The organism is Embleya scabrispora DSM 41855, assembly GCF_000372745.1.
Lineage (GTDB): Bacteria > Actinomycetota > Actinomycetes > Streptomycetales > Streptomycetaceae > Embleya > Embleya scabrispora.
In genome coordinates, this window is record NZ_KB889585.1 from 200,408 (window position 1) to 225,699 (window position 25,292).

17 protein-coding genes are annotated in these 25,292 nt (G+C 67.5%); 13 read left to right on the forward strand and 4 right to left on the reverse strand.

All coding sequences use genetic code 11. The annotated features are described in order from the left end of the window. Positions 1-29: 29 nt before the first annotated feature. The 5 genes from A3IC_RS0108900 to A3IC_RS0108925 all read left to right on the forward strand — a co-directional run bounded on the left by A3IC_RS0108900 (position 30) and on the right by A3IC_RS0108925 (position 10,165). On the forward strand, positions 30-2,231 hold the full coding sequence (locus A3IC_RS0108900) for an MMPL family transporter (RefSeq protein ID WP_020549716.1): 2,202 nt from the start codon (positions 30-32) through the stop codon (positions 2,229-2,231). Between the two features lie 361 nt (positions 2,232-2,592). Next, a complete protein-coding gene (locus A3IC_RS0108905; protein ID WP_106668826.1) occupies positions 2,593-4,518 on the forward strand; it encodes a cell wall-binding repeat-containing protein in 1,926 nt (641 codons plus the stop codon). Positions 4,519-4,665: 147 nt separating this feature from the next. Then, a complete protein-coding gene (locus A3IC_RS0108910) occupies positions 4,666-6,576 on the forward strand; it encodes a cell wall-binding repeat-containing protein (protein WP_020549718.1) in 1,911 nt (636 codons plus the stop codon). Positions 6,577-6,765: 189 nt separating this feature from the next. Then, a complete protein-coding gene (locus A3IC_RS64450) occupies positions 6,766-8,685 on the forward strand; it encodes a cell wall-binding repeat-containing protein (protein WP_079026328.1) in 1,920 nt (639 codons plus the stop codon). A 337-nt stretch (positions 8,686-9,022) separates the two neighbouring features. Beyond that, a complete protein-coding gene (locus tag A3IC_RS0108925) occupies positions 9,023-10,165 on the forward strand; it encodes a TolB-like translocation protein (protein WP_026218041.1) in 1,143 nt (380 codons plus the stop codon). A gap of 230 nt (positions 10,166-10,395) precedes the next feature. On the opposite strand, the gene A3IC_RS0108930 is transcribed toward A3IC_RS0108925, so the two are convergent. Next, positions 10,396-11,562, reverse strand: coding sequence for an acetyl-CoA C-acetyltransferase (locus A3IC_RS0108930; RefSeq protein ID WP_020549722.1), 1,167 nt, complete (start codon positions 11,560-11,562; stop codon positions 10,396-10,398). Between the two features lie 190 nt (positions 11,563-11,752). Here A3IC_RS0108930 and A3IC_RS0108935 point away from each other — a divergent pair, with 190 nt between their 5' ends. After that, the gene (locus A3IC_RS0108935) at positions 11,753-12,895 is read left to right on the forward strand and encodes an acyl-CoA dehydrogenase family protein (RefSeq protein WP_020549723.1); all 1,143 of its coding nucleotides are present in this window, start codon (positions 11,753-11,755) and stop codon (positions 12,893-12,895) included. 13 nt (positions 12,896-12,908) lie between these two features. Then, the gene (locus A3IC_RS0108940; RefSeq protein ID WP_020549724.1) at positions 12,909-13,937 is read left to right on the forward strand and encodes an acyl-CoA dehydrogenase family protein; all 1,029 of its coding nucleotides are present in this window, start codon (positions 12,909-12,911) and stop codon (positions 13,935-13,937) included. A gap of 401 nt (positions 13,938-14,338) precedes the next feature. Here A3IC_RS0108940 and A3IC_RS0108945 read toward each other — a convergent pair whose 3' ends face one another. Next, entirely contained in the window at positions 14,339-14,773 is a 435-nt protein-coding gene (locus tag A3IC_RS0108945; protein ID WP_020549725.1) for a DUF4259 domain-containing protein, read from the reverse strand. 585 nt (positions 14,774-15,358) lie between these two features. On the opposite strand from A3IC_RS0108945, the gene A3IC_RS0108950 reads away from it, so the two are divergent. Both A3IC_RS0108950 and A3IC_RS72440 read left to right on the forward strand, forming a co-directional pair. Then, positions 15,359-16,711 carry a DNA cytosine methyltransferase gene (locus tag A3IC_RS0108950; RefSeq protein ID WP_020549726.1) on the forward strand — a complete coding sequence of 451 codons (1,353 nt, stop codon included), beginning with the start codon at positions 15,359-15,361 and terminating at the stop codon, positions 16,709-16,711. Continuing rightward, positions 16,708-17,490 (forward strand): very short patch repair endonuclease, encoded by a 783-nt coding sequence (locus tag A3IC_RS72440; protein WP_020549727.1) that lies wholly within the window; start codon positions 16,708-16,710, stop codon positions 17,488-17,490. Before A3IC_RS0108950 ends, A3IC_RS72440 begins: the two co-directional genes overlap by 4 nt. A 248-nt stretch (positions 17,491-17,738) precedes the next feature. Here the strand turns inward: A3IC_RS72440 and A3IC_RS53275 are convergent, their stop codons facing one another. Further along, complete coding sequence (locus A3IC_RS53275) at positions 17,739-18,290, reverse strand: Eco29kI family restriction endonuclease (RefSeq protein WP_020549728.1); 552 nt, start codon at positions 18,288-18,290, stop codon at positions 17,739-17,741. 657 nt (positions 18,291-18,947) lie between these two features. Between A3IC_RS53275 and A3IC_RS0108965 the strand changes: the two genes are divergently transcribed. The 3 genes from A3IC_RS0108965 to A3IC_RS0108975 are packed head-to-tail and all read left to right on the forward strand — an operon-like array spanning position 18,948 to position 23,532. Continuing rightward, positions 18,948-21,266 (forward strand): ATP-binding protein, encoded by a 2,319-nt coding sequence (locus A3IC_RS0108965; RefSeq protein ID WP_020549729.1) that lies wholly within the window; start codon positions 18,948-18,950, stop codon positions 21,264-21,266. A 14-nt stretch (positions 21,267-21,280) separates the two neighbouring features. Continuing rightward, positions 21,281-22,936 (forward strand): DEAD/DEAH box helicase family protein, encoded by a 1,656-nt coding sequence (locus tag A3IC_RS0108970; protein ID WP_205353820.1) that lies wholly within the window; start codon positions 21,281-21,283, stop codon positions 22,934-22,936. Beyond that, on the forward strand, positions 22,933-23,532 hold the full coding sequence (locus A3IC_RS0108975; protein WP_020549731.1) for a hypothetical protein: 600 nt from the start codon (positions 22,933-22,935) through the stop codon (positions 23,530-23,532). Before A3IC_RS0108970 ends, A3IC_RS0108975 begins: the two co-directional genes overlap by 4 nt. Before the next feature lie 544 nt (positions 23,533-24,076). Here A3IC_RS0108975 and A3IC_RS0108980 read toward each other — a convergent pair. After that, positions 24,077-24,853, reverse strand: coding sequence for an enoyl-CoA hydratase/isomerase family protein (locus A3IC_RS0108980; protein ID WP_020549732.1), 777 nt, complete (start codon positions 24,851-24,853; stop codon positions 24,077-24,079). A gap of 135 nt (positions 24,854-24,988) precedes the next feature. On the opposite strand from A3IC_RS0108980, the gene A3IC_RS0108985 reads away from it, so the two are divergent. Then, the coding region (locus tag A3IC_RS0108985; RefSeq protein WP_158695861.1) for an AMP-binding protein at positions 24,989-25,292 on the forward strand (304 nt) is incomplete at its 3' end.

Genomic DNA, 25,292 nt, shown 5'->3' on the forward strand with positions numbered 1-25,292 from the left:
GACACAGTGGATCACGAGGGGACCTGACAATGACCAAGCAGCCGGCGACCGTTCGCGTCGCACGATGGAGCGCCACCCACCCGTGGCGGGCGATCACCATGTGGATCGCCTTCGTCGTCATCTGCCTGGTCGTCGGGGGCATGGTGGGCACCGAGAAGACCACCCCTGCGGACATGGGCACCGGCCAGTCCGGCCGGGCCGACGAGATCTCCCGGCAGTACGGTCTCGACGGCGCGGCGAGCGAGAACGTACTGATCACCGCCAAGAACGGCACGCTGGACCGGGCCGCGGCGGACAAGGTCGCCGCCGAGGTCACCGCGAAGCTGCGGGCCCTGCCCGAGGTGGCCGACGTCGCCGCGCCGGTCCCGTCCGACAACGGCCGCGCGCTGCTGGTCCCGCTCACCATGAAGGGATCCGCCGACAAGGCGCAGGACCACATCGACCCGTTGCTGAAGGCGACGGCGAGTGTCCGGAAGGCGCACCCCGAGCTGCGGGTCGAGGAGATCGGCGACGCGTCGATCGGCAAGGGCATCCAGGACCAGATCGGCAAGGACCTCGGCCAGGCCGAACTCTTCAGCCTGCCGGTGACGTTGATCATCCTTATGGTCGCGTTCGGCGCGATGATCGCCGCCGCCGTACCGGTGCTGCTGGCCATCTCCGCGGTCGGCGCCTCGATCGGCCTGTACGGCCTCGCCTCCGCCGTCTTCCCGGACTCGGGCACCGTCGCCAGCGTGATCACCATGATGGGCATGGCGGTCGGCGTCGACTACTCGCTCTTCTACGTCAAGCGTGAGCGCGAGGAGCGGGCCAAGGGCCGCAGCCGGATCGACGCGATCGAGATCGCCGCCGCCACCTCCGGGCACGCCGTGGTGGTCTCCGCGATCGCGGTGGCCGTCTCGATGGCCGGCATGTACATCGCCGACGACGCGGTCTTCTCCAGCCTGGCCACCGGCGGCATCATCGTGGTCGCGGTCGCCATGATCGGCTCGCTCACCGTGCTGCCCGCGCTGCTGGCCAAGCTGGGCAACCGGATCGACCGGCCGCGGATTCCGATCCTGTGGCGGCTGACCGCCCGCGAGGACCGCGAGCCGCGCATGTGGAAGGCGCTGCTGCGTCCCGCGCTGAACCACCCCGCGATCACCCTCGCGGTCTCGGTGATCGCCCTGGGCGCGCTGGCCCTGCCCGCCTTCGGGATGAAGTTGCAGAACACCTCCAGCGACGACTTCCCGCGCTCGATGTCCACGATGCAGACCTACGACCGGATGACCGACGCCTACCCGAGCAAGCACAACCCGTACAACCTGGTCGCGCTGGCTCCGGTCGGCAAGGAGAAGGAGACCCGCGCCGCGTTGGACAAGGCGGTCGCACAGACCCGCGGCAACCCGCTGTTCGCCCAGGACCCGGTCGAGGTGTTGGTCTCGAAGGACGGGCGCGCGTTCAAGGCCGACGTCATCACGCCGCACATCTCCAGCTCCGAGGAAGCCAAGACGGCGCTGAAGCAACTGCGCGAGAGCGTGTTGCCGAACACCGTCGGCAAGGTGGCGGGCGCCGAGTTCGCGGTCTCGGGTGAGACGGCCCAGAACAAGGACTTCGCCGACCACGTACAGGACAAGCTGCCGCTGGTGATCGCCTTCGTGCTGCTGCTGACCTTCGTGATGATGTCGGTGACCTTCCGCTCGGTGGTCGTCGCGCTCACCGCGATCGCGATCAACCTGCTCTCCGCGCTGGCCTCCTTCGGCTTCCTGGTCGTGGTCTTCCAGCACACCTGGGCCGAGGGGATCCTGGACTTCAACTCCAGCGGCGCGATCATCTCCTGGCTGCCGCTGTTCCTGTTCGTGGTCCTGTTCGGCCTCTCGATGGACTACCACGTCTTCGTGGTCAGCCGGATCCGCGAGGCGGCCATGCAGGGGATGTCCACCAAGGCCGCGGTCGAGAAGGGCATCACCGGTTCGGCCGGCGTGATCACCAGCGCGGCGCTCGTGATGGTCTCGGTGTTCGTGGTCTTCGGCACGCTGAGCATGCTGGACATGAAGCAGATGGGCATCGGCCTGGCCGCCGCGGTCCTGATCGACGCGATCGTGGTCCGCATCGTGATCCTGCCCTCGCTGATGACGCTCCTGGGCCGAGCCAACTGGTGGCCCAGCCGGATCCCGCGCATCCACGCCCCGCAGCACGCGGCGCGGCAGTACCCCGCCGACTACGAGCCGCACGTCTACGAGCGCCAACTCTGAGTCTCGGCAGACCACTTCCGCCCCGAAACCCGAAGGGCGCGACCACCGAACCCGGTGGCCGCGCCCTTTCGGGCGTTTCGCTTTTGCAGATGGACGAACCCAGTTGTCCCACAACGGAGTTGAGGTTCCGTCAGGGTGTTGGGAAACGCACTGTCGCGGCTGCGGTGCGGGCGCTACGCTCGGCGCGGGCCGGTCCGGCTGGTTGGGGGTGTCGATGTCGGCCCGTTGTGCCAATGTGCGGCACCGGGTTCGCCGCGATCCGTTGGGGGACGTGATCGGATTCATCGCCGGCCGGAATTCACCTTTGCGAAAGATGATTGCTTTGACCTTGAAAAAAGCTTCCTTCAGGACCGTCGGTGCCGTGTGCACCACGGCTACGCTCGCCCTCGCGGCGAGCGTGTTGGTCGCGCCTGCGGCGCACGCGGAGCGGCCGACGCCGGCTGCGCCGGGTGATCCGGTGGAGTTGGTCTATGCGTCGGAGGCGGGATCCGGCCCCATTCGGCTGCTCCGTGCGGACGGCGGTGTCGGGCAGGCTCCGGTCGCCGACAGCGGGATCGGTGTCCTTCGCGCCGCGTCCAAGGACGGCAAGCGACTCGCGGGCCTCCCAAGCGCAAGCGGCGACCGTCGGGTCCGCACGATCAATGCCGACGGGACCAACCCCGCGCACATTGTGATACCGGGCATTTTCGGTACGGCTACGGCCTTCTCGCCGGACGGTTCAACCCTCTATCTGCAGGGCGACTTCGCCGACGACGAGACCCAGACCCAGTCCCGCCTGCTGGTGGCCCCCGCGGATCGGGACGGGACCGCCCAGCCGCTGTTGCCGCCGCAGCCGGTCTCCTGTGACGGCGCCCTGTCCACGTCGACCGGTCGGTACGCCTTCGCTCGTAGGCAACAGGTCGGCGCCGGCTGCGGAGACACGCAGTCGGTGATGCTCTACAACCCGGGAACAGGCGAGGTCGAGCCTGCCGTCGAACTCGACGAGGCGGGTGTGGAGGTTCCCGTCATGGGGCTCCCGCAAATCTCCCCGGACGGGACGCGCCTGGTCTACGTGCGAACGTTGCCCGGCCCCGAGTCACGCCCCGAGATACGCGTTCTCGATCTGGCCACCAAGCGTGGCAAGACCGTGAATGTGGACAGCGCCCCCTGGTTCGCGAGGTGGTCGCCCGACGGTCGTTACCTCGCCTTCGGCGCCTACCAGTCCGTCAAGCGCGTCGATCTGGTGACGGGGCGAATCAACGACATGGGGAAGGCCTACCGGGACGTCAGCGCGATCTGGGCGAACCGCACCGTGACGCCGTCGGTGGGCGTGCGGGTGTACGGCTCGGACGCGATCGGCACCGGTGTGGCGACGTCGCGGTTCAAGTTCGACGCGGCTTCGACCGCCGTGGGGGCCCGCAAGGCCGATGTGGCGGTGTTGACCCGATCGGACGAGTTCTACGACGGACTGGCCGGTGCGGGGTTGGCCGGGCTGAAGAACGGGCCGATGTTGTTGACCCCCGGCGGCGGGTTGCCGGCGGCGGTCTCGATCGAGTTGGCCCGTGTGTTGTCGCCCGGCGCGACCGTGTACGTGCTCGGCGGCCGGGATGTCGTCTCGGCGACGGTGGACAACCAGGTTCGCGCGTTGGGCCTGGTGCCCAAGCGACTCGAAGGCGCGGCGGTCGCGGACACCGGTGTGGCCATCGCGAACGAGATGTCCAAGACGCCCAAGCGGGTGCTGGTCGCGACGGCCGAGGAGTACTACGACGCCCTCGCGGCGGGGGCGGCCGCGGGTTCCAGCCCGGATACCACGGTGATCTTCTCGTGGGGCGCGACCCTGCCCCCGGCAAGTGCCGCCTACCTGCGGGGACTCGACCGTGCCAAGACCACGGTGACGGCCGTGGGCGGGCCGGCCGTAAGTGCGTTGGCGGCCGCGGGCATCCGTACCGATGCCGAGGCGAACGGCGATGACGCCGCCGACACCGCGCGGTTGATCGCCGCCCGGTCCTTCGTCGAGCCCAAGGCGGTCGGGCTGGTGACGCTGGAGACCTGGCAGGACGCCCTGACGGGTGGGGCGTTGGTCTCCGGGCACGGGCCACTGCTGCTGACGGCCCGAGCCGGACTGCCCGATGCCACCACCGAGTACCTCGCGTCCACGGCTGTGTCCGTGGATCGGGTGGTCACCGTCGGCGGGCCGTCGGCCGTCGACCCGGAGCAGGAGAAGACCGCGGTGCGCCTCACCGGTCCGTACGGCTTCCACGATCTCGTCGACTCGCCGAACGGCGACGTCAAGGTGCCGCTCGGCTGATCCGTGCACCCCTGCTCGGGGCCGGCCCGATCGCTCGTCGGGCCGCCCCGAGCGGTTCCGTGCGAACGCGCGGCCACTATTTATCCGATTATGTGAAAGGTGATTGCTTTGACCTTGAGGAAAGCTTCCCTCAGGTCCGTCGGTGCCGTGTGCACCACGGCCACGTTGGCACTCGCGGCGAGCGTGCTGCTCGCGCCCGCGGCGCACGCGGAGCGGCCAGCGCCGGCCGCTCCGGGTGATCCGGTGGAATTGATCTACACCGAGGGGTGGGTCGATGGCTCCAGTGTGGTCCGAGCGGATGGCACCGGCTCGGCCCCGTTCACGCCCAACGGGATCTCCGCCGTCGATGCGGTGTCCAGGGACGGCAAGCGGCTCGCCGGCCGTTCCAGCGATGTCAACGATCGTCGGTACCGCACGGTCGACGTCGACGGGACCAAGCCCGTGAACATCGTGGTTCCGGGTACCTCCAGCGGGGACCCGGCCTTCTCGCCGGACGGTTCGAAGCTGTACATGCAGGGCTCCGTTCCCGACGATCACGGGAACCAGTCCCGACTGATGGTGGCTCCTGCGGATCGGAATTCGACCGCGGAGCCGCTGTTGCCGGCGCAGACGGTCTCCTGCGACGGTTTCCTGTCCACGTCGACCGACCGGTATGCCTTCTCCCGGAAGGCTCCGATCGGCAACCGTTGTGACGGTGCGTCGTCGGTCATGCTCTACACCCCGGGAACGGGCGCGGTCGAGCCTGCGGTCGAGCTGAACGACGCGGATGTGGAGAGTCCGGTCACGGGGCTCTTCCCGAGCATCTCCCCGGATGGGACGCGTCTGGTCTACATGCGCATGTTGCCCACCGGTGACCGTGCCGAGTTGCGGGTCCTCGACCTGGCCACCAAGCGCGGCAAGGCCGTGTACGAGGACACCAACGTCTGGCCGGCCCGGTGGTCGCCCGACGGCCGCTACCTCGCCTTCGGCGTCTTCAACACAAGTAAGCGCCTCGACCTGGTGACCGGCGGAGTCAACTCCCTCGGGGCCGGGCAGACCGTGCCGATCTGGGCGAACCGCACCGTGACGCCGTCGGTGGGCGTGCGGGTGCACGGCTCGGACGCGATCGGTACCGGTGTGGCGACGTCGCGGTTCAAGTTCGACGCGGCGGGGTCGGCGACGGGTGCGCGCAAGGCGAACGTCGCGGTGTTGACCCGCTCCGACGCCTTCTACGACGGTCTCGCGGGCGCGGGTCTGGCGGGGGCCAAGGGCGGGCCGATGTTGCTCACCCCGAAGGCGGGCCTGGCGCCGGTCGTCTCCGCGGAGTTGACGCGGGTTCTCGCACCGGGGGCGACGGTGTACGTGCTCGGCGGCGGCGACGTCGTGTCCGTTGCGGTCGACAACCAGGTGCGGGCGCTGGGCTTCGTGCCCAAGCGGCTGGAGGGCGACGCGGTCGCGGACACCGGGGTGGTGATCGCGAACGAGATGACCACGTCGCCGAAGCGGGTGCTGGTCGCGACGGCCGAGGAGTACTACGACGCCCTCGCCGCGGGTGCCGCCGCCGGGTCGCGCTCGGACACCACGGTGGTGTTCACGTGGGGCACCACGCTGCCGGGCGCGACCGAGAACTACCTGCGTGCGCTGGATCGTTCGGTCACCGAGGTGACCGCCGTCGGCGGACCCGCCGTGACGGCGTTGCGGACGGCGGGCATCCCCGCCGATCGCACCGCGGACGGCACGGACGCGGCGGATACCGCGCGTCTGCTCGCGACCCGGTTCATGGACCGGCCCAAGGCGGCCGCGCTGGTGTCCCAGGAGTCCTGGCAGGACGCGCTGACCGGAGGCGCGTTGATCGCCGGTCGCGGCCCGCTGCTGCTGACCACCGGGGACGGGCTGCCGGGGGCGACGGCCGACTACCTCACCGCGACGGCGCCCTCTCTCGATCGGCTCGTGACCGTCGGCGGGCCGCTCGCGGTGAGCGACGCCCAGGTCCGCGAGGCGACCGCGCTGACCGAGCCGAACGGCATGTACGACTTCGTGGACTCGCCGAACGGCGACGTGCAGGTGCCGATCGGCTGAGCCGACCGGACCGGACGCGCGGGCTCACCCCGCGCGTCCGGTCGGTTCCCGAGCCACCGCGATTCCCATTGAAGCGAGTGCGGTCGGTTGGCCGTCTGCTCCGATTTCCTGATTCCCAATGACTTAGGAGCGTAGGACTTGACGCATCCCATCAAGCGTCGATGGGCTGGTGGAGTTACCCTCTCGGCGATGACGCTGGCCATGTGCAGCGTAATGACTCCCGCCAAGGCGACGCCGGCGCAGCCTCCGCCCCCTATGGAGATGCTCTACACATACGCGACAGATGCCAACGGTGGATACCTGACCGTTGCGCAGGCCGATAATGATCTCATGGGGTGGTATACGCCGATTCGGGATTTCTATCCGAGCAGCGCCTCCCCGGATGGAAGCCGTCTCGTCGGGAATGGCGGTTCCGGTAACGGCTACAGCATGGTCAGGTCCATCGAAGTGAACGGCTCGGCTCCGATCGATATCAAGGATCCCCACGCGTCGTTGGTGGATCCGGAGTACTCGTCCGACGGCACGCGGTTGTTCATGACCAGGGATCCTCGTCTGGCGACCCAAGGGGCCACCGGCCTCTATGTCGCGCCGTCCGACGGCAGCGCGCCCCCGACACCCTTGTTCTCCGAGGCCGAGGCGGCCTGTGATTCCCACATGTCGGCATCGAGGATCGGGCTCTACGCCTTCACGCGTCGCGACAAGGACGTCGACGGGAACTGCGACGGCGAGCAATCTCCTAGGGTCATGCTCTACAACGAGCAGACCGGAGCCACGACGTCTGTCACCTGGACCAACCAGGATGGCGAAGTTCTTCCGCTTTGGGACCGGGCCCCCGACATCTCGCCGGATGGGACCAGGATTGCCATCTCGGGTTGGCTGGATGGACACGGGGCGATCGGTGTCCACGAATTGGCTACCGGCAAGCAGACCTGGACCGGGTCCGGTTATCAGGCTCCGATCGATCCCGACTGGTCTCCCAGCGGCCAATCGATTGCCTATGAGGATTACTTGGGCGTGGCTGTCAAAAACTTCGAAACCGGGGGCGGAGGCAGGCGCGGTCCCAAGTTGAGTTCGCGACCGGTATGGCGGCCCCGTCCGGTTTCCCCGGCCACGGCCGTGAGGGTCTACGGGGAGAATGCGATCGACACGTCCATCGCGGCGTCGCGTTTCAAGTACGACGCGGCGGCATCCACCGAAACGGGAGCGCGCAAAGCCAGGACCGCCGTCCTGACCCGCGCCGACTCGTTCTACGACGGCCTGGCCGGCTCGGGCCTCGCGGGGGCCAAGGGCGGCCCGATGCTGTTGACGCCGGGCAGCGGAATGACTCCGGAACTCTCGGCCGAGTTGAGCCGGGCTCTGGCGCCGGGTTCCACCGTGTATCTGCTCGGCGGTCGGGATGTACTCGGTGCTTCGATCGAGACCCAGGTGCGCTCGTTGGGCCTGGTGCCCCGGCGACTCGCGGGCAATGCCGTCGAGGACACCGCCATCGAGATTGCCGGCGAGATGACCGCGACTCCCGAGAAGGTGCTCGTGGCCACCGCCGAGGAGTACTACGACGCCTTGGCCGCAGGCGCCGTCACCGGCACAGCAACGAACACGACGCTCGTGCTTACCTGGGGCGCCAACCTACCGACCGCTACCGCCGGATACCTGAACCGACTGAACCGATCACGGACGAAGGTGATCACCGTGGGTGGTCCCGCACAGCGTGCCCTGGCGACAGCCGGAATCGCGGTCGATACGGCGCTCACGGGGCAGGACGCCACCGACACGGCCCGTCTGGTGGCCGATCGAGAGTTCTCCGCACCTGCGTCGGTGGCCCTGGCCACCACGGAATCGTGGCAGGACGCGCTCACCGGTGGGGCGCTGATCTCGGGATACGGCCCGCTGCTGCTCTCGGCGCGGGCGCAACTGAGCAGTCCCGCACAGGAGTACTTGGCCGCGCATCAGGCATCACTGCGTCAAGCCGTGCTGTTGGGCGGCATGTACGCCCTTGCTCTGCCGATGGACGACGCCGTCGGAAGGCTCATCGCGGACGGGCCGGGCGAGTACCGAACGTTCCATTCCCGCAACGGTGACGTTCGCGTCGCGTTGGACTGGCGGGGCTGATCACGACCGAACGCATCGAGGAGCGCCCACGGCGGGCGATTCCCATGGGGCCGCCGGGATGACATCGGCGGACCCAGGGCACCGGTACCCGAGCCGGTCGAGCGCGTCGGTCGGTGGGCGCGGCAACGGGCTCGGTGGCCGCGCATTCGCGGGGCGGCGGATCCCTTCCCGCTGCGGGTAGGCGGGTCGGGCGCGAGGGTGGTGGTTATCCTCCGCGCATGCTTGGATGGGCCGCGACCCGGCGGGTACGGGCCCGGCGTGTGGATGTGAAGGTCCTTCCGGGGCGCATCGGATGCGGGTGACGTACGGGCCTTGGGCCGACGAAAGAGGTGGCGTCGTGCCCTTGCGAACCGCTGCGGGAAAGATCCGTCCGGTGTGGTTTCTCGCCGTCGCGCTGATCGTGGTGGCGGGTGCCATCGCCGCTTGGACGCTCGGTCGGGGCGATCACGACTCCCGAGGCCGAGCCGCCCCCGGCGAGACGGCCGCGCCCTCGAACGGGCGGCAGGCGGACGGACCCGGGCCGACCGATCCCCCGTCCGACGGTCCCGAGACCGCTGCGGCGACCGACCTGGAGAACCCCCGCCTGATCCTGTACATCGACGGTCGCCCGGTGCTCACCGATCACCGGGGCACCGATGCACCACAGGTCGAGATCGCCGTGCGGGACATCCGGATCGAGGCGATCTCCCCGGACGCCCACCGGGTCGTGGGCAATGTACTGAAGGCCGACGGCGCTGCCGGGACCGGGCTGCGCGTGGAGTCCCTGGACGGATCCGATCCGGTGGACTTCACGCCGAAGGACGGCGCGTTCATCCAGCCGGCGTTCTCCTCCGACGGCCACACGCTGTTCTTCACCCAGACGGCCGACTCGGCCGGCGTCACCCACTTCGGCGCCCGGATCATGTCCGTTCCGGTGGACGGTGGCTCGGCGCCCAAGCAACTCTTCGACGACGCCGACCAGTTCTGTGATTCGACGTTCTCCGCGTCCCGAGTCGGGCTGTACTCCTTCTCGCGCGCGGCGAAGATCACCGACGGCGAGGGTTGGCCGGATTCGCCACCGATGTGCTCGAGCACCGGGGGCATTCTCGTGCTGTACAACGAGCACGACGGCTCGACCAAGGACCTACCGCGCCCGACGGAACTCGCGCCGGTGGACCCGCTCTCGGCCATCTCGCCGGACGGCAAGCGCCTCGCGGTGGTCTCGGTCGTCACGCACTCGACGCTGGTGTACGTCATGGATGCGGGAACCGGCGAGCTGACCAAGATTCCCACCAGGGCGCAGAGCGGTGGCGGGGGCGGCGCCCAACTCTGGGTCTTCGGCTGGTCCCCCGATGGCCGGGAGATCGCGATCGACTGGCAGAACGCGGAAAACTCGCAGGTCCCGCGCACAGTGGCCTACGACAGCCGGACCGGTGAGGCGACCACCATCTGGCCGGAAGACAGCAAGAAACCGCTCTGGGTGCCGGAACAGTCCGCGTAGGCCCGAGCGTCGGTCGTAGCGGCTGCGACGAGGTCCCACCGCTTCCGAACGGTGGTCAGGCGGGCAAGGTCTCCGCGGGCCGACCGACCGGGTCGGGTACCGCGGGGCGCGACCATCGGTGATACCGGTCGCGCCCTGCGTTTCTTCGATGACCGGTCCTCGGTCGCGGCCTGCGTTTCTTCGACCCCGGTCACCGCCGTCGTGCCCCGCGCTTCTTCGGGTACTTCCGGTCAGCCCAGGCGCTCGATGATGGTCACGTTGGCCTGGCCGCCGCCCTCGCACATGGTCTGGAGGCCGTAGCGGCCTCCCGTGCGCTCCAGGTGGTGGAGCAGGGTGGTCATCAGGCGGGCGCCGGTGGCGCCGAGCGGGTGGCCCAGGGCGATCGCGCCGCCGTTGGGGTTGACCTTCTCGTGCGGGGCCTTGATGTCCTTCATCCAGGACAGCACCACCGGCGCGAACGCCTCGTTGATCTCGACCGCGTCGATGTCGTCGATGCCCAGGCCGGACTTGGCGAAGGCGTACTCCGTGGCCGGGATCGGCGCGGAGAGCATCTCGATCGGCGACGCGCCGCGCACGCTCATGTGGTGGATCCGGGCGCGCGGGGTGAGGCCGTACCGCTTCAGCGCGCGCTCGGAGACGATCAGCAGCGCCGCCGCCCCGTCGGAGATCTGCGACGCGACGGCGGCGGTCATCCGGCCGCCCTCCATCAGCACCTTCAGCTCGGCCATCTTCTCCAGGGTGGTGCCTCGGCGCGGCGGCTCGTCGACCGAGACCGGCGTGCCGTCCACGTCGATCGGCGCGATCTCCTTCTCGAACCACCCGTTGTCGATCGCGTGCAGGGCGCGCTCGTGCGACGCGAGCGCGAAGCGCTCCATCTCCTCGCGGGAGATGTCCCACCGCTTGGCGATCAGCTCGGCGCCGTAGAACTGGTCGACCGGCTCGTCACCGTAGCGCGCCACCCAGCCCTTGGAACCGGAGAACGGGTCGGAGAAGCCGAGCGGCACGGCCGAGGTCATCGCCGATCCGATCGGGATCTGGTTCATGTTCTGCACGCCGCCGGCCACCACCACGTCCTGGGTGCCGGACATCACGCCCTGCGCCGCGAAGTGGATCGCCTGCTGCGACGAGCCGCACTGCCGGTCGATGGTGACCCCGGGCACCGCCTCGCTGTAGCCGGCGGCCAGCCACGCCGTGCGGGCGATGTCGCCGGCCTGCGGGCCGATGGTGTCCACACAGCCGAACACCACGTCCTCGACCACGTCCGGGTCGATCCCGCTGCGCTCGACCAGGGCCTTGATCGCGTGGGCGCCCAGGTCGGCCGGGTGCACCCCGGCCAGGCTGCCCTTCTTGCGGCCGACCGGCGTGCGGACCGCGTCGACGATGTATGCCTCGGCCACTGGGGCCCCCTTGATCCTCGATTGTTCGACTGACGATTTCCCTCGCCCGCGTGTCCGATCGCACGCCGCCCACGGTGTCGCCACACCGTACGGAACGGTTAACCTGACGACCCGTCAGTTATGCTACCCGTGTCCGACCGGGTTTCGACCTGTGTGTCCTCGGTCTCACACCCGTCGAGGGAGTCGCCCAGTGGATCTCGAATTCACCGAGCAGGAGCAGGAGTTCCGCCGGGAGGTGCGCGCTTGGCTGGCCGCCAACGTGCCCGCCGAGCCACTGCCGTCGATGGACACGCGGGAGGGCTTCCTGGCCCACCAGGCGTGGGAGCGCAAGCTCTTCGACGCGCGCTGGGCGGTGGTGTCCTGGCCGAAGGAGTACGGCGGGCGCGAGGCGGGCCTGACCGAATGGCTGATCTTCGAGGAGGAGTACTACCGCGCGGGCGCCCCGGGCCGGGTCAGCCAGAACGGCATCTTCCTGTTCGCGCCGACGGTCTTCGAATTCGGCAGCAAGGAGCAGCAGGACCGTTACCTGCCGAAGATGGCCTCCGGTGAGGAGATCTGGGTCCAGGGCTGGTCGGAGCCGGAGGCCGGCTCCGACCTGGCCAACGTGCGCTCGCGCGCCGACCGCGACGACGAGCGCGGCGGGTGGCTGCTGAACGGGCAGAAGATCTGGAGCTCGCGCGGCACGTACGGGCACCGCCTGTTCGGCCTGTTCCGCACCGATCCCGAGGCCCAGCGGCACCGCGGCCTCACCTACTTCATGGTCGACCTCGCCGCCGCGGGCGTGACCGTACGGCCGATCCCGCAGCTCGACGGGGAGCCGGGCTTCGCCGAGGTCTTCCTGGACGACGTCTTCGTACCGGACGCCGACGTACTCGGCGGGGTGAACGAGGGCTGGAAGATCATGATCGCCACCACCGGCAGCGAGCGCGGGCTCAACCTGCGCAGCCCGGGCCGCTTCGTGGCACCCGCGAACAAGCTGATCGACCTGTACAAGCGGGACCCGCGCCCGGCCGAGCGGGACGCGGTGGTGCGCGCGTGGATGGACGCCGAGGCGTACCGGCTGTTCACCTTCGGCACCGTCACCAAGCTCCAGGCGGGCGGCGCGATCGGCGCGGACTCCTCGATCAACAAGGTCTTCTGGTCCGAGATGGACGTCGAGCTGCACGCGACCGCGTTGCGCCTGCTCGGCGAGGCGGGCGAGCTGGACGACGGCGACGGCGGCTGGCTGGACGGCTACCTCTTCGCGCTCGGCGGGCCGATCTACGCGGGCACCAACGAGATCCAGCGGAACACGATCGCCGAACGCATCCTCGGCCTGCCCCGAGCGAAGTAGAAGGATTCCGACGATGCGCCTCGCATACACCGAAGACCAGGAATTGTTCCGCGACACGGTCCGCGACTTCCTCGCCGACCGGTGCACCGGTACGGACGTACGCGCCGCCTGGGCCGCCGACAGCGCGATCTCCACGCGCTGGGCCGAACTCGCCAAGGTCGGCGTGACCGGCATCGTGGTCCCCGAGGAGCACGACGGCCTGGGCATGGGCGACGAGGAATTGGCCGCCGTGCTCGTCGAGACCGGCTACGCCGCGCTGCCCGAACCGCTGCTCGAATCGGCGGTCGCGGTCGGCCTGCTCGCCGAGTTCGCGGCCGACGCCGGGTGGTTGGCCGAGATCGCCGCCGGTCGGGCCACCGCCTCGGTACTGCTGCCCGGCCGGCGGCTCGCGGTCGAGGCCGCCGCCGCCGACGTGCTGGTGATCGGGCTGGACAACGGCGACCTGCATGTGACCGACCCGGGCGCCTGCGAACTCACCGCACACCGTTCCGTCGACCGCAGCCGCAAGCTCTACACCGTCGGCTTCCAACCGACTCCGGAAACCCTGGTGGCCTCCGGCGCACAGCGGGCGTTGGCCCGGGCGTCCAACCGCGGCGCGCTCGGCGCGGCGGCGCAACTGCTGGGCCTGACCCGGCGGATGCTCGACATGACGGTGGACTACGCCAAGCAGCGGGTCCAGCGCGGCGTGCGGATCGGCACCCATCAGTCGGTCCAGCACCACCTGGCCAACGTGCTGATCAAGCTGGAGTTCGCCCGCCCGGTGGTGCTGCGTGCGGCCTACTCGCTCGCCCGCGACCTGCCCTCGGCGGACCGCGACGTGTCGATGGCGAAGATCTACGCGGGCGAGGCGGCCGACCTCGCGGCCCGCAACTGCCTCCAGGTACACGGCGCGATCGGCTACACCGAGGAGCACGACCTCCAGCTGTTCATGAAGCGAGCCTGGGCACTGGGCACCGCGTGGGGCGACGCGGGCGAACACCGCGACCGGATCGCGACCGACCTGCTCGGCGACGCCCCGGCACCCTCGACTCCGTCCTTCTGACCCCCCGAGAACCGGACGACGCAACAGGGCGGCCGTCGTCCGACCGGGCCCCCGACCCGCATCCGTGGGTCGGGGGTTTGGGCTCTCCGCGCGATGACGCGCTGGGAGCGTCCCCCGCTCCTCGGCCGCGCTGGTTGTCCGGCTGGCGAGCCCGTCAGGATGTGGTCTGGACCGGGCCCTACAGACGCCGCGAGACGTCGTCGCCGTGATGCGCGAACGACGTGTACGGGGGAGAGAACGGACTCCCGGAAAGCGGCGCTCCCTTCGCGAGGCCGCTCAAGTCTTGTTCGCCTGGAGTACACGCCACGACGCGATCGGCGAGATGCCAAACGACCACATCCGCGTGAACGGCGACTCACGAGCTATGCGTGTTGGCGTGGCCCCCAGGCGTTTTGTCATCCTCATGCGCCCTCGTTCGCTGCTTCGGTCAAGGAGTCGCGCAACATCCTGACGGAGGTCCTCCACGCTTCGTGCTCGTTGGTTTCGGCCCATAGCGTGTCCAATTCCGAGTCTTCGGCGATCACTCGTTCCAGGGCTCGTGCCGCGAGTTGGGGCACCGTGGTCGGGATGGATTCGAGCCCCTCTCCGGTGAGAGAGCCGGGTTCGAAGGCGACCTGAAACGGTGTGCCTCCGGGCAGGCTCGCCGCGATGATCGCCGCAGCCGCGACCGCGACGGCTGCCTCGTCGTGATCCAGAAAGCCTTCGCTGGGATCGGCGGAAGCCTCAAGGGCCCGTTCGATCATTACGATTCGTTCGGACCCCGGGGAGTTGTCGAGGTCCCTGACGAAGTCTGTCGCCATGTCGTTGTCGAACGGGCCGACGCCCCAACTGCCCACGCGTGTCACCTCTCTCGCCGATCAGCGTCTTGCCGCTGCGTCATGGTGCTCGGAGTCAGCTTGGCAGTGGGGATTTCGTCGACGTTGGCCGCCCTCCCACCGCGCGGTCCGACTGGGCCGGGCGTGAGCGATCTTGCTGCGTCTCCTGCGGCGCGCGGGATAGCGCGAGCTTTTGATGCCACGGCCAAGTGCGTCGGAGATGGTCCCACGTTGATGCCGGAGGCGGGATGGTGGCAGCCCGCGCGGCGGTCGGATCGGCGGTACTCCGGGGTGACGGCGAACTGTTTGAGGGAGTGATCACCCTGCGGCTCGACCGGCGGGGCTGCTACCCGCGAAGCGCCGGGGTGTCGCTGGATATCCCGGACCTGGGTGAGGGATCTTGGGAGTGGGTGTTGGTCGCGGATCCCACGCCGGAGCGTTGCTCCTGGTTGTCTGGGCGCGTCGGCCTCGGCGCCGCTTGCGCGGCGTGGATGACCGGCGGGGCTGACCGTCGACGATATCTGGCCACGTGATGGAGTCAGCTATCGTGGGCGGTTGGCGATCCCGCGGTATTGTTTCGCTCCGATTCCGCGGTATGGTTTGACTATGGTTGAGCAGCCAAACGACTCCAAGAGGGTCCGCACGAGTGTCGAACTGTTCGCGGGCGGGGGCGGCTTGGCCATGGCGGTGCATCGCGCTGGCTTTCGGCCACTGCTGTTCAACGAGTTCAACGCCCGCGCGTGCGAGACGCTGGAGGCGAGTGCCACCAGGACGCTGGGCGTGGACGGTGTCAAGCGTGTGGAGGACACCGCGCCCCAGCCGCCTGCGGAGGGGCAGCCGGCGCCGTTGTATCCCGGTGATGTGCGAGATCTGGACCTCAGTGCCCTGCGCGGCGGGGTGGACGTGCTCGCGGGGGGGCCGCCGTGTCAGCCGTTCAGCGCTGGTGGTGTTGCCAAGGGGGACGAGGACAAGCGGAACATGTTCCCCGCGATGTTCAAGGCGGTCCGCGAGACGCGCCCCAAGGCGGTGATTTGTGAGAACGTCCGCGGCCTAATGAGGCCCTCCTTCGCGGAGTACTTCGAGTACATCCAACGCGAGTTGTCGCTGCCGTTCCTGGAGCGGGAGGCCGAGGTCGCGTGGCAGGTCCACGACAAGCAGTTGGCCCGAGAGCTCGCCGCGCGTCCACGGGAAGACGACGACGACCAGCGATACCGCGTGATCCGGGTTATCGTGAATGCCGCCAACTACGGTGTCCCACAGGTGCGTCACCGTGTCGTGCTCGTGGCGTTCCGAGCCGACCTTGGTGTGGACGTCGACGCGTTCGAGAAGGACGTCAATACGCAGCGGTTCTCCGAAGCCGCGTTGTTCCGGTCGATGCGTGACGAGGACGGCCCCTATTGGCGGAATCATCCCGAGGTTCCCGGGCGTGTGCGGGAAAGGGTGCGCGCGAGTCTGCCGAAGGTCATCAAGGAAGACGACTACTACCCGTGGCGCACTACGCGCGACGCGCTCGAAGGTCGTGGCACGGACTCCCGGCTGCCGGCCCTCCCAGCCATCGATCTCGACTTGCTCGACCGCAGGACTGAGCAAGCGGCGGCGCTCGGCATCACCGACCACGTTGGCTGGCCCAACGCGCGCATCTATAAGGGGCACACGCCAAACGAGCTCGACAGACCCGCCAAAACCGTGAAGGCTGGTGTGCACGGTGTGCCCGGCGGAGAGTCCGTGCTGCTTCTGGACGACCAGGTCAAGGACTCGGGGTCTCCGGACGGTTGGCGGCGGCTGCACCGCTATCTGACCGTGCGGGAGACCGCCCGCCTCATGACCTTCCCTGACGAGTGGCAGGGCGCCGGCCCTCGAGGAGAGAAGATGCGGCAGCTTGGTAACGCCGTGCCCGTGGTCCTCGGCGAGTTTTTCGCCAGAGCCGTCGCTGACGCTCTCACCCATGTGGGGCAATGACCGTGACGGCGACGCGGAGTGGCCGGGTTTGGAAGGAACGACTCCCGCCCGAGCGCGCGTATAAGCGGCGGGCGGGGATACTCTCGCCTGCGGTCGAGCAGGACCGCGCTGCGGGGGGACGCCATCGCCGTTCCGTTGCGCTCGGCGACGGATCCTTCGCGCGGGCTTCGATCAGTCTGCGCCTCTACCGGCGGACCCGCAGGGTTCGTGCCTACCTCCGTTGGTACCAGGACGGCGGAACGCAGGAGCGCTACATCGGCGAGGTTGGGTACGACACACGAGGCGCGAACCTCGCCGAGGCGTGGCGGCGAGCGTGGGCGGAGGGGTTGCTGGCGGAGGAACCGTTGCCTTCCGGGTCAAGGGCGTCTTCCCGAGCCGCTCGCGCGGTCATGCTGGCCAACCGCAGCCGGGATACCGGGCCAGAGTTGGCACTGCGTTCCCTCATCCACGCGAGAGGCTTGCGCTATCGCGTGGACGTGCGTCCCCTCGCGGGCATCCGTCGGCGCGCGGACGTGGTGTTTCCCAAGGAACGGATCGCGGTGTTCGTAGATGGGTGTTTCTGGCACGGCTGCCCCGAACATTGCCGCCCCGCTAGGACGAACGCCGAGGCGTGGGCGACCAAAATCGAGGCGAATCGCGCTCGGGACACCGATACGAACGAGCTGTTGCGCACCGCCGGGTGGACGGTTATCCGCGTTTGGGAGCATGAGGACCTACCGCTAGCAGCCGATATGATCGAGAGAACCGTCCAAGCAGTCCGGAGGACGGTGGGTCAATAGCGTTCTCGGCGACGTGGTGGTCCTTGCCGCCAGCACCCCGCCGAGGGCTTCTCGCCGGTGAGACGACGGTAGCGCCCAGAGATTACGACCCTATAAAGGTATTGCGGTTCCTGCCATAATCCGCCGTTGGAATGGCCAGTGAAGATGCCGCCCGTGGGCCTCGGTGCGACCGACACGACCATCGTGCGTTTGCGGGCGTATTGGCCGAATCCTTGCCAACGCAATGGAGTTTGACGTCGGGGCGCGGCTCACTCGTTTATCAGATCGCTCCCGAGGTCCAACTGTTCGTCCTCCAAGGCCAGTTGTGCGAGGTCTCTCGCGAAGTGAGCTTCGATCCGCCGGGCCGACTCCGCCGCAGAGATCTTGCTGGCAGTGGGCATCTTGTCGGGCTCGGCCCACCAGCGTCCCGGGTGGAGTTCGTCCCAAGGCGGACGGAAGCTGTCTTTGCGGCGGTTGGCGCCTGGGTCATGGTTGCCGAACCCGTCTACGACACTGTTCCAGACGGGGCGTTCGCGCTTGATCATGAGCTGCTCGGCGAGTGAGACGAAAACCTCCACAGCCACCAGGTAACGCACCTCGAAGTCGGCGACGTTCAAGTCGCGCGCTTGGGTGATCGACTCGTGGTGCTCGGCGATTCGGTCCCACAGCGGTGTCGCGAATTCGTCGACGGCAGCCGACCCTTTGCGTGCGCCGGCGGAGCGGGCCTGACCCACGTAGATGGGATTGGAGCTGGCGCTTATCGGCTCGTAGAGCGGGTGGCCGCCCTTGTAGTAGATGGCGTAGATACCCGCCCCGGTCATGAGCTCGACGCTGTCGAGCGGTTCGGGAGCATGGGATACCAGGGCGGCCTCGACACTGCGTCCGAGATTGTCGAGATCGAGGGGATTATAGGGAGTTGGGCGTTTCGCGCTGCCTCGCCAGTTCCGTGGTTTGCTCGGTGTGGGGACGCGCTCAGGGCGGGGGGACACTCGGCCTCCGTCGAAATCGTGGATCGGGAAGGAAGGGCAACACGCCGATGGTGAAGCGTGGTTCCCCTCGCTTCGTACCGTGGACCTCAGCGGGATCGCGGAGAGTCCGACCGGCAGCCAACACCTACGAGGAGCGATATCTTCTGTGGATCGCTGGGCCGTCGATGCGATGGGTAACTACCTTGACCCGACGACGAGGGAGCGTACCGGGCCCGACGTTGCCAGGGGAACGTTCCGGGGTCAGCCGTGCTTTGGAGAGCCCCGTGGGTATGGGATTCCGAGGGCTTTGCCCAGGAGCGTCACCCGCGAGGTCGCTCGACTCTCGGTGACGGCCTCTAACCTGTACTCCACGCGCGTGACTCCCGGCGGAGTCGGGTCGCGACGTGCTGCCCGCGACTGGGGCTGATTCGCCGTGTCCGCGCGAAGGATGGGGACAGATGAGGGGACGTCCGCATTATGAAAATTACTCCTTCCGCGCGCGTACTACGCATGTTGGGCGAGATCGAGTTCGACGAATGGCAGTGCGTTGCTGAGTTGATCGATAATGCCTTCGATGACTTTACGGAGATTTATCGTTCGGAGATCCCGTGGGTTGGCGGATTCCGTGTCAGCGTGCAGCTGCCCGGCTCGGCTGACGGAGAGCTCGTGATCGCCGATACAGGCAGGGGCATGGATTACGAGCGGCTCGAACGGGCCGTCCGCGCGGGCTGGACCGGCAATGACATGCACGACAAGCTCGGCTTGTTCGGGATGGGGTTCAATGTCTCCACGGCCCGGCTGGGTCGGCGCACGCGTGTACTGACGACCCGACAAGGCGACCCTGAGTGGATCGGCGTAGAGATCGACCTCGATCGGATCGGGGACGACTTCGAGGCAGATGACATTACCGAGCCAAAAAGCGACCCGAACGAACACGGCACACGCATTGTGGTCAGCCGCTTGCACCGTCCCCGTGCGGAGTGGCTGCGCAGGAATAAGGCTGCTCTTCGCACCGTACTTGGTGGCGTCTACTCCTGGATGCTGGAGAACCGACCCTTCGAGTTGTGGATCGGCGGACTGAGAGTCCAGCCGGTGCGCCATTGCCGCTGGGGTGATAACCGGTCCGTTCTCTACAACAACAAAGAACGCATCCCCGCGTATATCGAGATCGACCAGAAATTGGAGGATGGGATCGCTTGCTCGGAATGTGGCCAGTGGCAGCTCCCAGGCCGGGAAGTCTGCGAGGACTGTGGCAGCACCCGGCTAGCGGTACGTGCCCGCCGAGTGCACGGATGGTTGGGCATTCAGCGCTACCTGGACAAGCGCCAGTACGGCATCGACTTCTTGCGCAACGGTCGCAAGATCCTTCGGTGGGACAAACAGCTGTTCACCTGGCGCAACCCCGACGGTGGAGCCGGCAACGAGGAGCCCGAGTACCCGGTGGAACTTGCCCACCAAGGCGGTCGGATCATCGGCGAGATTCATCTCGACCATGTGCCGGTGACCTACCAAAAGGATGCCTTCGAGTACGGAGACCGCAGTTGGCGCGCGGTTGTCGAGATCCTGCGGGGCGTCGGCCCACTGCTGCCTCAGCGTGCCGTTTCCCTGGGGTATGAAGAGAACACCAGTCCTCTCGCCCGTCTGTTCAAGGGATACCGTCGCAACGACGCGGGTGAGAGATACCTGGTCCCCGGTGACGGTAGGAAGCCCATTCACGAGGACACCCGGCGTTGGGGGCTGGAGTTCCAAAAGGGCAACCCCGACTACCAGATCGACGAGCGCTGGTGGCGGGCCGTCTTGGACCATGAGGAGGCGAAGGGGCGGGGCAAGGCCGACCGGGCTGCCGTGAGCACTCCCGGCAGGCCTGACGAGACCGCCGTAATGGAGGCCCTCGGATTCGGCGCCACCATTGAGGCATCGGCGGACGCCCTCGCCGGTGAACAGCCCGCTACTCCGCAGGTCGAGCCAGCCAAGTCGGCCGTGCCTGCGCCGCACGCGAGCCGACGGGATACCTGGCAGGAGCGTATTGAGCGCTATACCACGAACTCCGTTGTGTACCCGGAACTATGCCGTGCTATCGGGCACTCACGCGTGGGGTTCGTCGAGATCGAGGCCCGTCGGTTGACCGCAGGTCCGCTGCTGGACGAGCAGCACAACATCACTCCCCTGCTGATCGACCAGCGGCGCGGCAATGCCTGCGTCGTCTTCCTGGACCTGGATCATGAGGTCTTCCGCCGGTTTGGCACGGAGCCAGCCGATCTGTTGTTGGTCGAGGTTGCTGTTCAGCTGAAGGTGCAGACGGACAGTTCTTGGAGTCATTCCCAGCTTGTTGCCATGTTGCGCGCCGAGTCGCTACCCGGCACCGCACTCGACCCTCAGACGATTAGCGCGGAGGCGAGGGAGTTGCTCGCCGAGATCCGTTCCCGCATGGCTGCCTCGTTGGATGGAACCGAAGAGCCGCAGCGGGCGTTCCAGTACCTGTCGCCGGACGAACTGACCGCGACCGAGCACGCGATGATCGCCAACGGCAATGTGACCAGGACCGCCGATTTGGGCGCGCGCGGCGACTTCCTCCTCCACGTGCCTGCGCTATTCCTGATCCGACTACTGGAAGCCTGGCCGGAGGCGTTCATGGATGGCCAGGTGTTCCTGGGCGTCTACCAGGGCGTTACCTCCGCCTCTGCGCAGCGGCTCAGCCTGGCTCGCACGGTTGGCTACCTTACGGACATCGCTACCCAAGCCAGTTTCGACGGGGCCGCCCTGCCCGCACAGCTTCTGCGGACCCGCCTCAGTATCCGACTACTCGCGGACGAACTGGCGGACGAATAGTGAGCGCCGTTTTCTTGACCGCCGCCGAACTCCTGGCCGGGGGGCCGGCTGGGCTTCCCCATGCCCTCGAGCGGGCGCTTTGGCATCTCGGGTTCAATGACGTCCGAGTCGTTGACGGAGCTGGCGATGGGGGAGCCGACCTACTTGCGGTCCGCGACCGCGAGCAGTGGGTCTTCCAGTGCAAGTGGAAGGCCCATGGCACGGTAGACCGCGCTGGCATCGACGACTTGGAGCGAGCCCGCACCCGCTATCGCGCGGACAAAGCAATTCTGGCTACCAACACCGACATCAACCACGCTGCTGAAGCAAGACGTCGGGCGCTCGCCGGTGTAGGTATCCGGACATCGGTTTGGCACGGCGCCACACTTGCGGAGATCGGCGGCCGCATGTCGGATACCGTCGTGGGCGAGTACGCGCTGCGCCCGTACCAGCGCGTTGCCGTCGATGCGATCATCGGAGACCTCGACAGGCGGGGAACATCCCTACTCGTCTTGGCCACCGGTTTGGGCAAGACCGTGGTCGGCGGGGAGGTTATCCGCCGCCACCTGGAATGCCATCGGGACGCGCGCGTCTTGGTCGTCGCGCACGTGAAGAACCTGGTCGAGCAGTTGGAGCGAGCCATGTGGCGACACATCGACAAGTCTGTCCCTACCCGACTGCTCACAGGTGAGTCGAAGCCGCCCGCGCTGGACGGGGTAGTCGTTGGCACAGTCGAATCCGTGCTGGGATCGGTGCGGGCGGGTTACCGACCGAACCTCATTATGATCGATGAGACTCACCACGTCGCCGAGACCGGCAGGTATGCAGAATTGCTCGATCTGTGCGGCGATGCAGCGCAGCTGGGAGTCACCGCGACGCCCTGGCGCGGTGATAAGTTCGACATTACCGCCCGCTTTGGCTATCCAAGCTTCAAGATGGGCATCGCCGAGGGAATGTCGGCTGGATATTTGTCCGCTGTCGACTATCGCCTGTACGTCGACAACATCGACTGGGAGATCGTCAAGGACGCCAGCCTGCACGGTTATTCGGTCAAGGATCTCAATCGTTCCCTCTTCCTGCCTCAGCGGGACGTGGAGATTGCCGAGCACTTCCGGGAAGCCTGGCGTAGTACCCCGAACCCGCGGGCGATTGTCTTTTGTCAGACCATCGAACATGCCGAACACATGGCGAGACTTTTCGCGACCTCCGACAGCGGGTGGGCCAATGCCTCGTTCCTGCACAGCGGACTTCCTCGACAGCGGCGCCAGATTCTCCTCAACGAGTTCAGACTAGGGAGAGTTCCCATCATCACCTGCGTCGACGTCTTCAACGAGGGCGTCGATGTCCCAGACGTTAATCTTATTGCCTTCTTGCGAGTCACCCACAGTCGGCGCGTTTTCGTACAGCAACTCGGTCGTGGTCTCCGCTTGAGCGAGGGCAAACGTGCATTGCGAGTCCTGGACTTCGTGACCGACATTCGCCGCGTCGCGGCGACCCTCGACCTCAAGCGCGCTCTTGAGACGGAGGAGAGTGAGCACCTCAACGTGCGTATGCCACACGCCTCCCGTATCGAGTTCAGCGACGATACTGTCGGCTCCCTCATGGACCACTGGATCCGTGACGCTGCGGATCTCGAGACCGCTGCGGACGAGGTCCGCCTCCAGTTCCCCTCCGCGAGAGGCATCGAATGACCACCTACTCCCTACCCCGCGATCTTGAGGAACAGGTTGTCCGTCTCCTCTACCAGCGCGCGGCGGAACTCAACTGGGCGTACCTGCCCGATTACGAGCGCACCAGGCAGTACCGCTCGTGGACCGCCGACCCAGCGATCGGGGGGAGGCTTCTCGCGTTCATCGGCAAACCCGAGGACGTACGACCTTGGATCAAGGACGGTCCGATGAAGGAGTACGCGCGCGCGACCTATGGCGTCGGTAAGTACGCACCGCTCGTTGCCAAGCCCGCTACTCCGGTTGGCATCCTCGTGAGTAGGGCGCTCGATTCCGGCTGGATTGCAGACCTCACCACCCTCGACATCAAGCCGTTGAAGGTGACGATTCGCCGAGAGGACGACGAAGAGAAGGAGCAGCGTTTCGCTTGGGGGCCGGCGAAGGATTTCAAGCATCTGACATGGGCGGCGATCACGGCGCAGGCGAACGGGGACTCCCTCCCCTGGGTGGTGTGTTTGGTCGACTCCTTCGTGCGGCCCGTCAGCAAGACGCAAAAGGCGGCTCACCAGCGGATCGCGGAGCGGGTCAGGCTTGTCGTCACCCATGTCAGCGATGGCTGAGTGTGGGGTTCGCTCCACGAATAGGAAGGGATGCGGGGCCTGGGGATTCAGAGCTTTGGGCATTCCCCGACGCGCGGCCGCCTCGCGTGTTCGCCACGTGTGGCGCCGGGGTCCGACCTTGGAAAGGATCGGACGCGAGCTCGGGGTACGCGTGAGTGTGTTCGCCAAGTCCTTCTGGAGCCGAGTGCTCTCGCCTGCGACGCGACCTACCTGTGGTTGCTTCAGGGGTAGAGCTTTGCCGGGCTGATGAACTCCCGGTCTTGACAGGCATTTGCTATCAACAGTGGTCAAGGAGGCATTGAGGTGGGGAGGGCGATGTCTTGCTCCAGGCGCTGGACGGTGGCCATTGCGTCAACTGCGAGCCATTGTGTGGAGGCCACCCACAAGTTTGGCGCGAACCCGCTCGTGCGGTGCCTGTGGAGGGCCGGCTGCGGTAGCTCTCGCGCCTGGCAGGGCTCAGATACGCCGCACAATGTCTCTTCTTGGCGACGTGGACACCGGGATGAGCCGCGCCGCGAGGACGTCCCATCCCGGCGCACACTGATCAGCGGACTCGGTAGTCCTTGCTGCGGCTCTGGAACAGGCCCGCCTGGTCGGACCAGTCGAGGTTGCCCAGTTCGATCATGTGGGGGGCCATGCTCAGGGCCTGGGCGCGGGTGAGGTCGCGGGCCGCCCAGATGGAGCGCACCGAGCCCTGGACGCCGTGCGGAGGGTAGGACGCGATGGTTTCGGCGGCCCACCGGGCGGTGTCGAGCAACTCGGCCGCCGGCACCACCTGGGACACCAGTCCCGTTTCGTAGGCGCGCTTGGCGCTCATCCGCTCGGCGTTGCCCAGCAGGGTGAGCCGCATGACCTCGCCGAGCGGCATGCGCTGTGCGAGGTGCATCGACTCGAAGCCGGACACCATGCCGTACGTGGTGTGCGGGTCGAAGAAGGTCGCCTCCTCCGCCGCGATCACGAACTCGCATTCGCCGAGCAGGTAGAACGCGCCGCCGCAGGCCATTCCGTTCACCGCGACGATGACCGGCTTCCACAGGTCGGAGAACTTCGGTCCCACCTTGAGCATCGGGTCGTCCATCATGTACGGCGACGACGGCTGCGGGATGTCCACGCCCCGGTCGATGCCGGTACAGAACGCCTTGTCGCCCGCGCCGGTGAGCACCACACACCGCACGTCGTCGTCGTGCCGCAGCTCACGCCACAGCGAGTGCAGTTCGTCGATCATGGTGATGTCGAACGCGTTGTGCCGGTTCGGCCGGTTCAACGTCACCCACGCGACGCCGTTCTCCTGCTCGTAGCCCAGCGTCTCGAACTTGCGCATGCCTCAGCCCTCAATCATCGGTGACCACCACGTCGCGGTGGTCTGCGTCTCGATCGCCGTGATGCCGCTTCCCACGCCGCCATGATCTGACGTACCGTCAGGTTCAATCAACCTCTGGCCTCTCCGGGAGCGATCATGCAAGGGGACCTTGAGTGGGGGAGCATTCCTGCTCTCGTCGACAGCGCGGCGGACCGCTTCGGTGACCGTGAGGCCGTGGTGGACGGCAATGTACGGGTCGATTACGCGGAACTGCGGGACCGCGTACGGCGTGCCGCCGCCGCGGTCATCGCGGCGGGCGTGGACAAGGGCGATCGGGTCGGCATCTGGGCGCCGAACTCGCTGGACTGGATCGTGTCCGCGCTCGGCGCGCTGACCGCGGGTGCGGTCGTGGTGCCGATGAACACCCGGTACAAGGGTGCCGAGGCCAGGTACGTGCTGG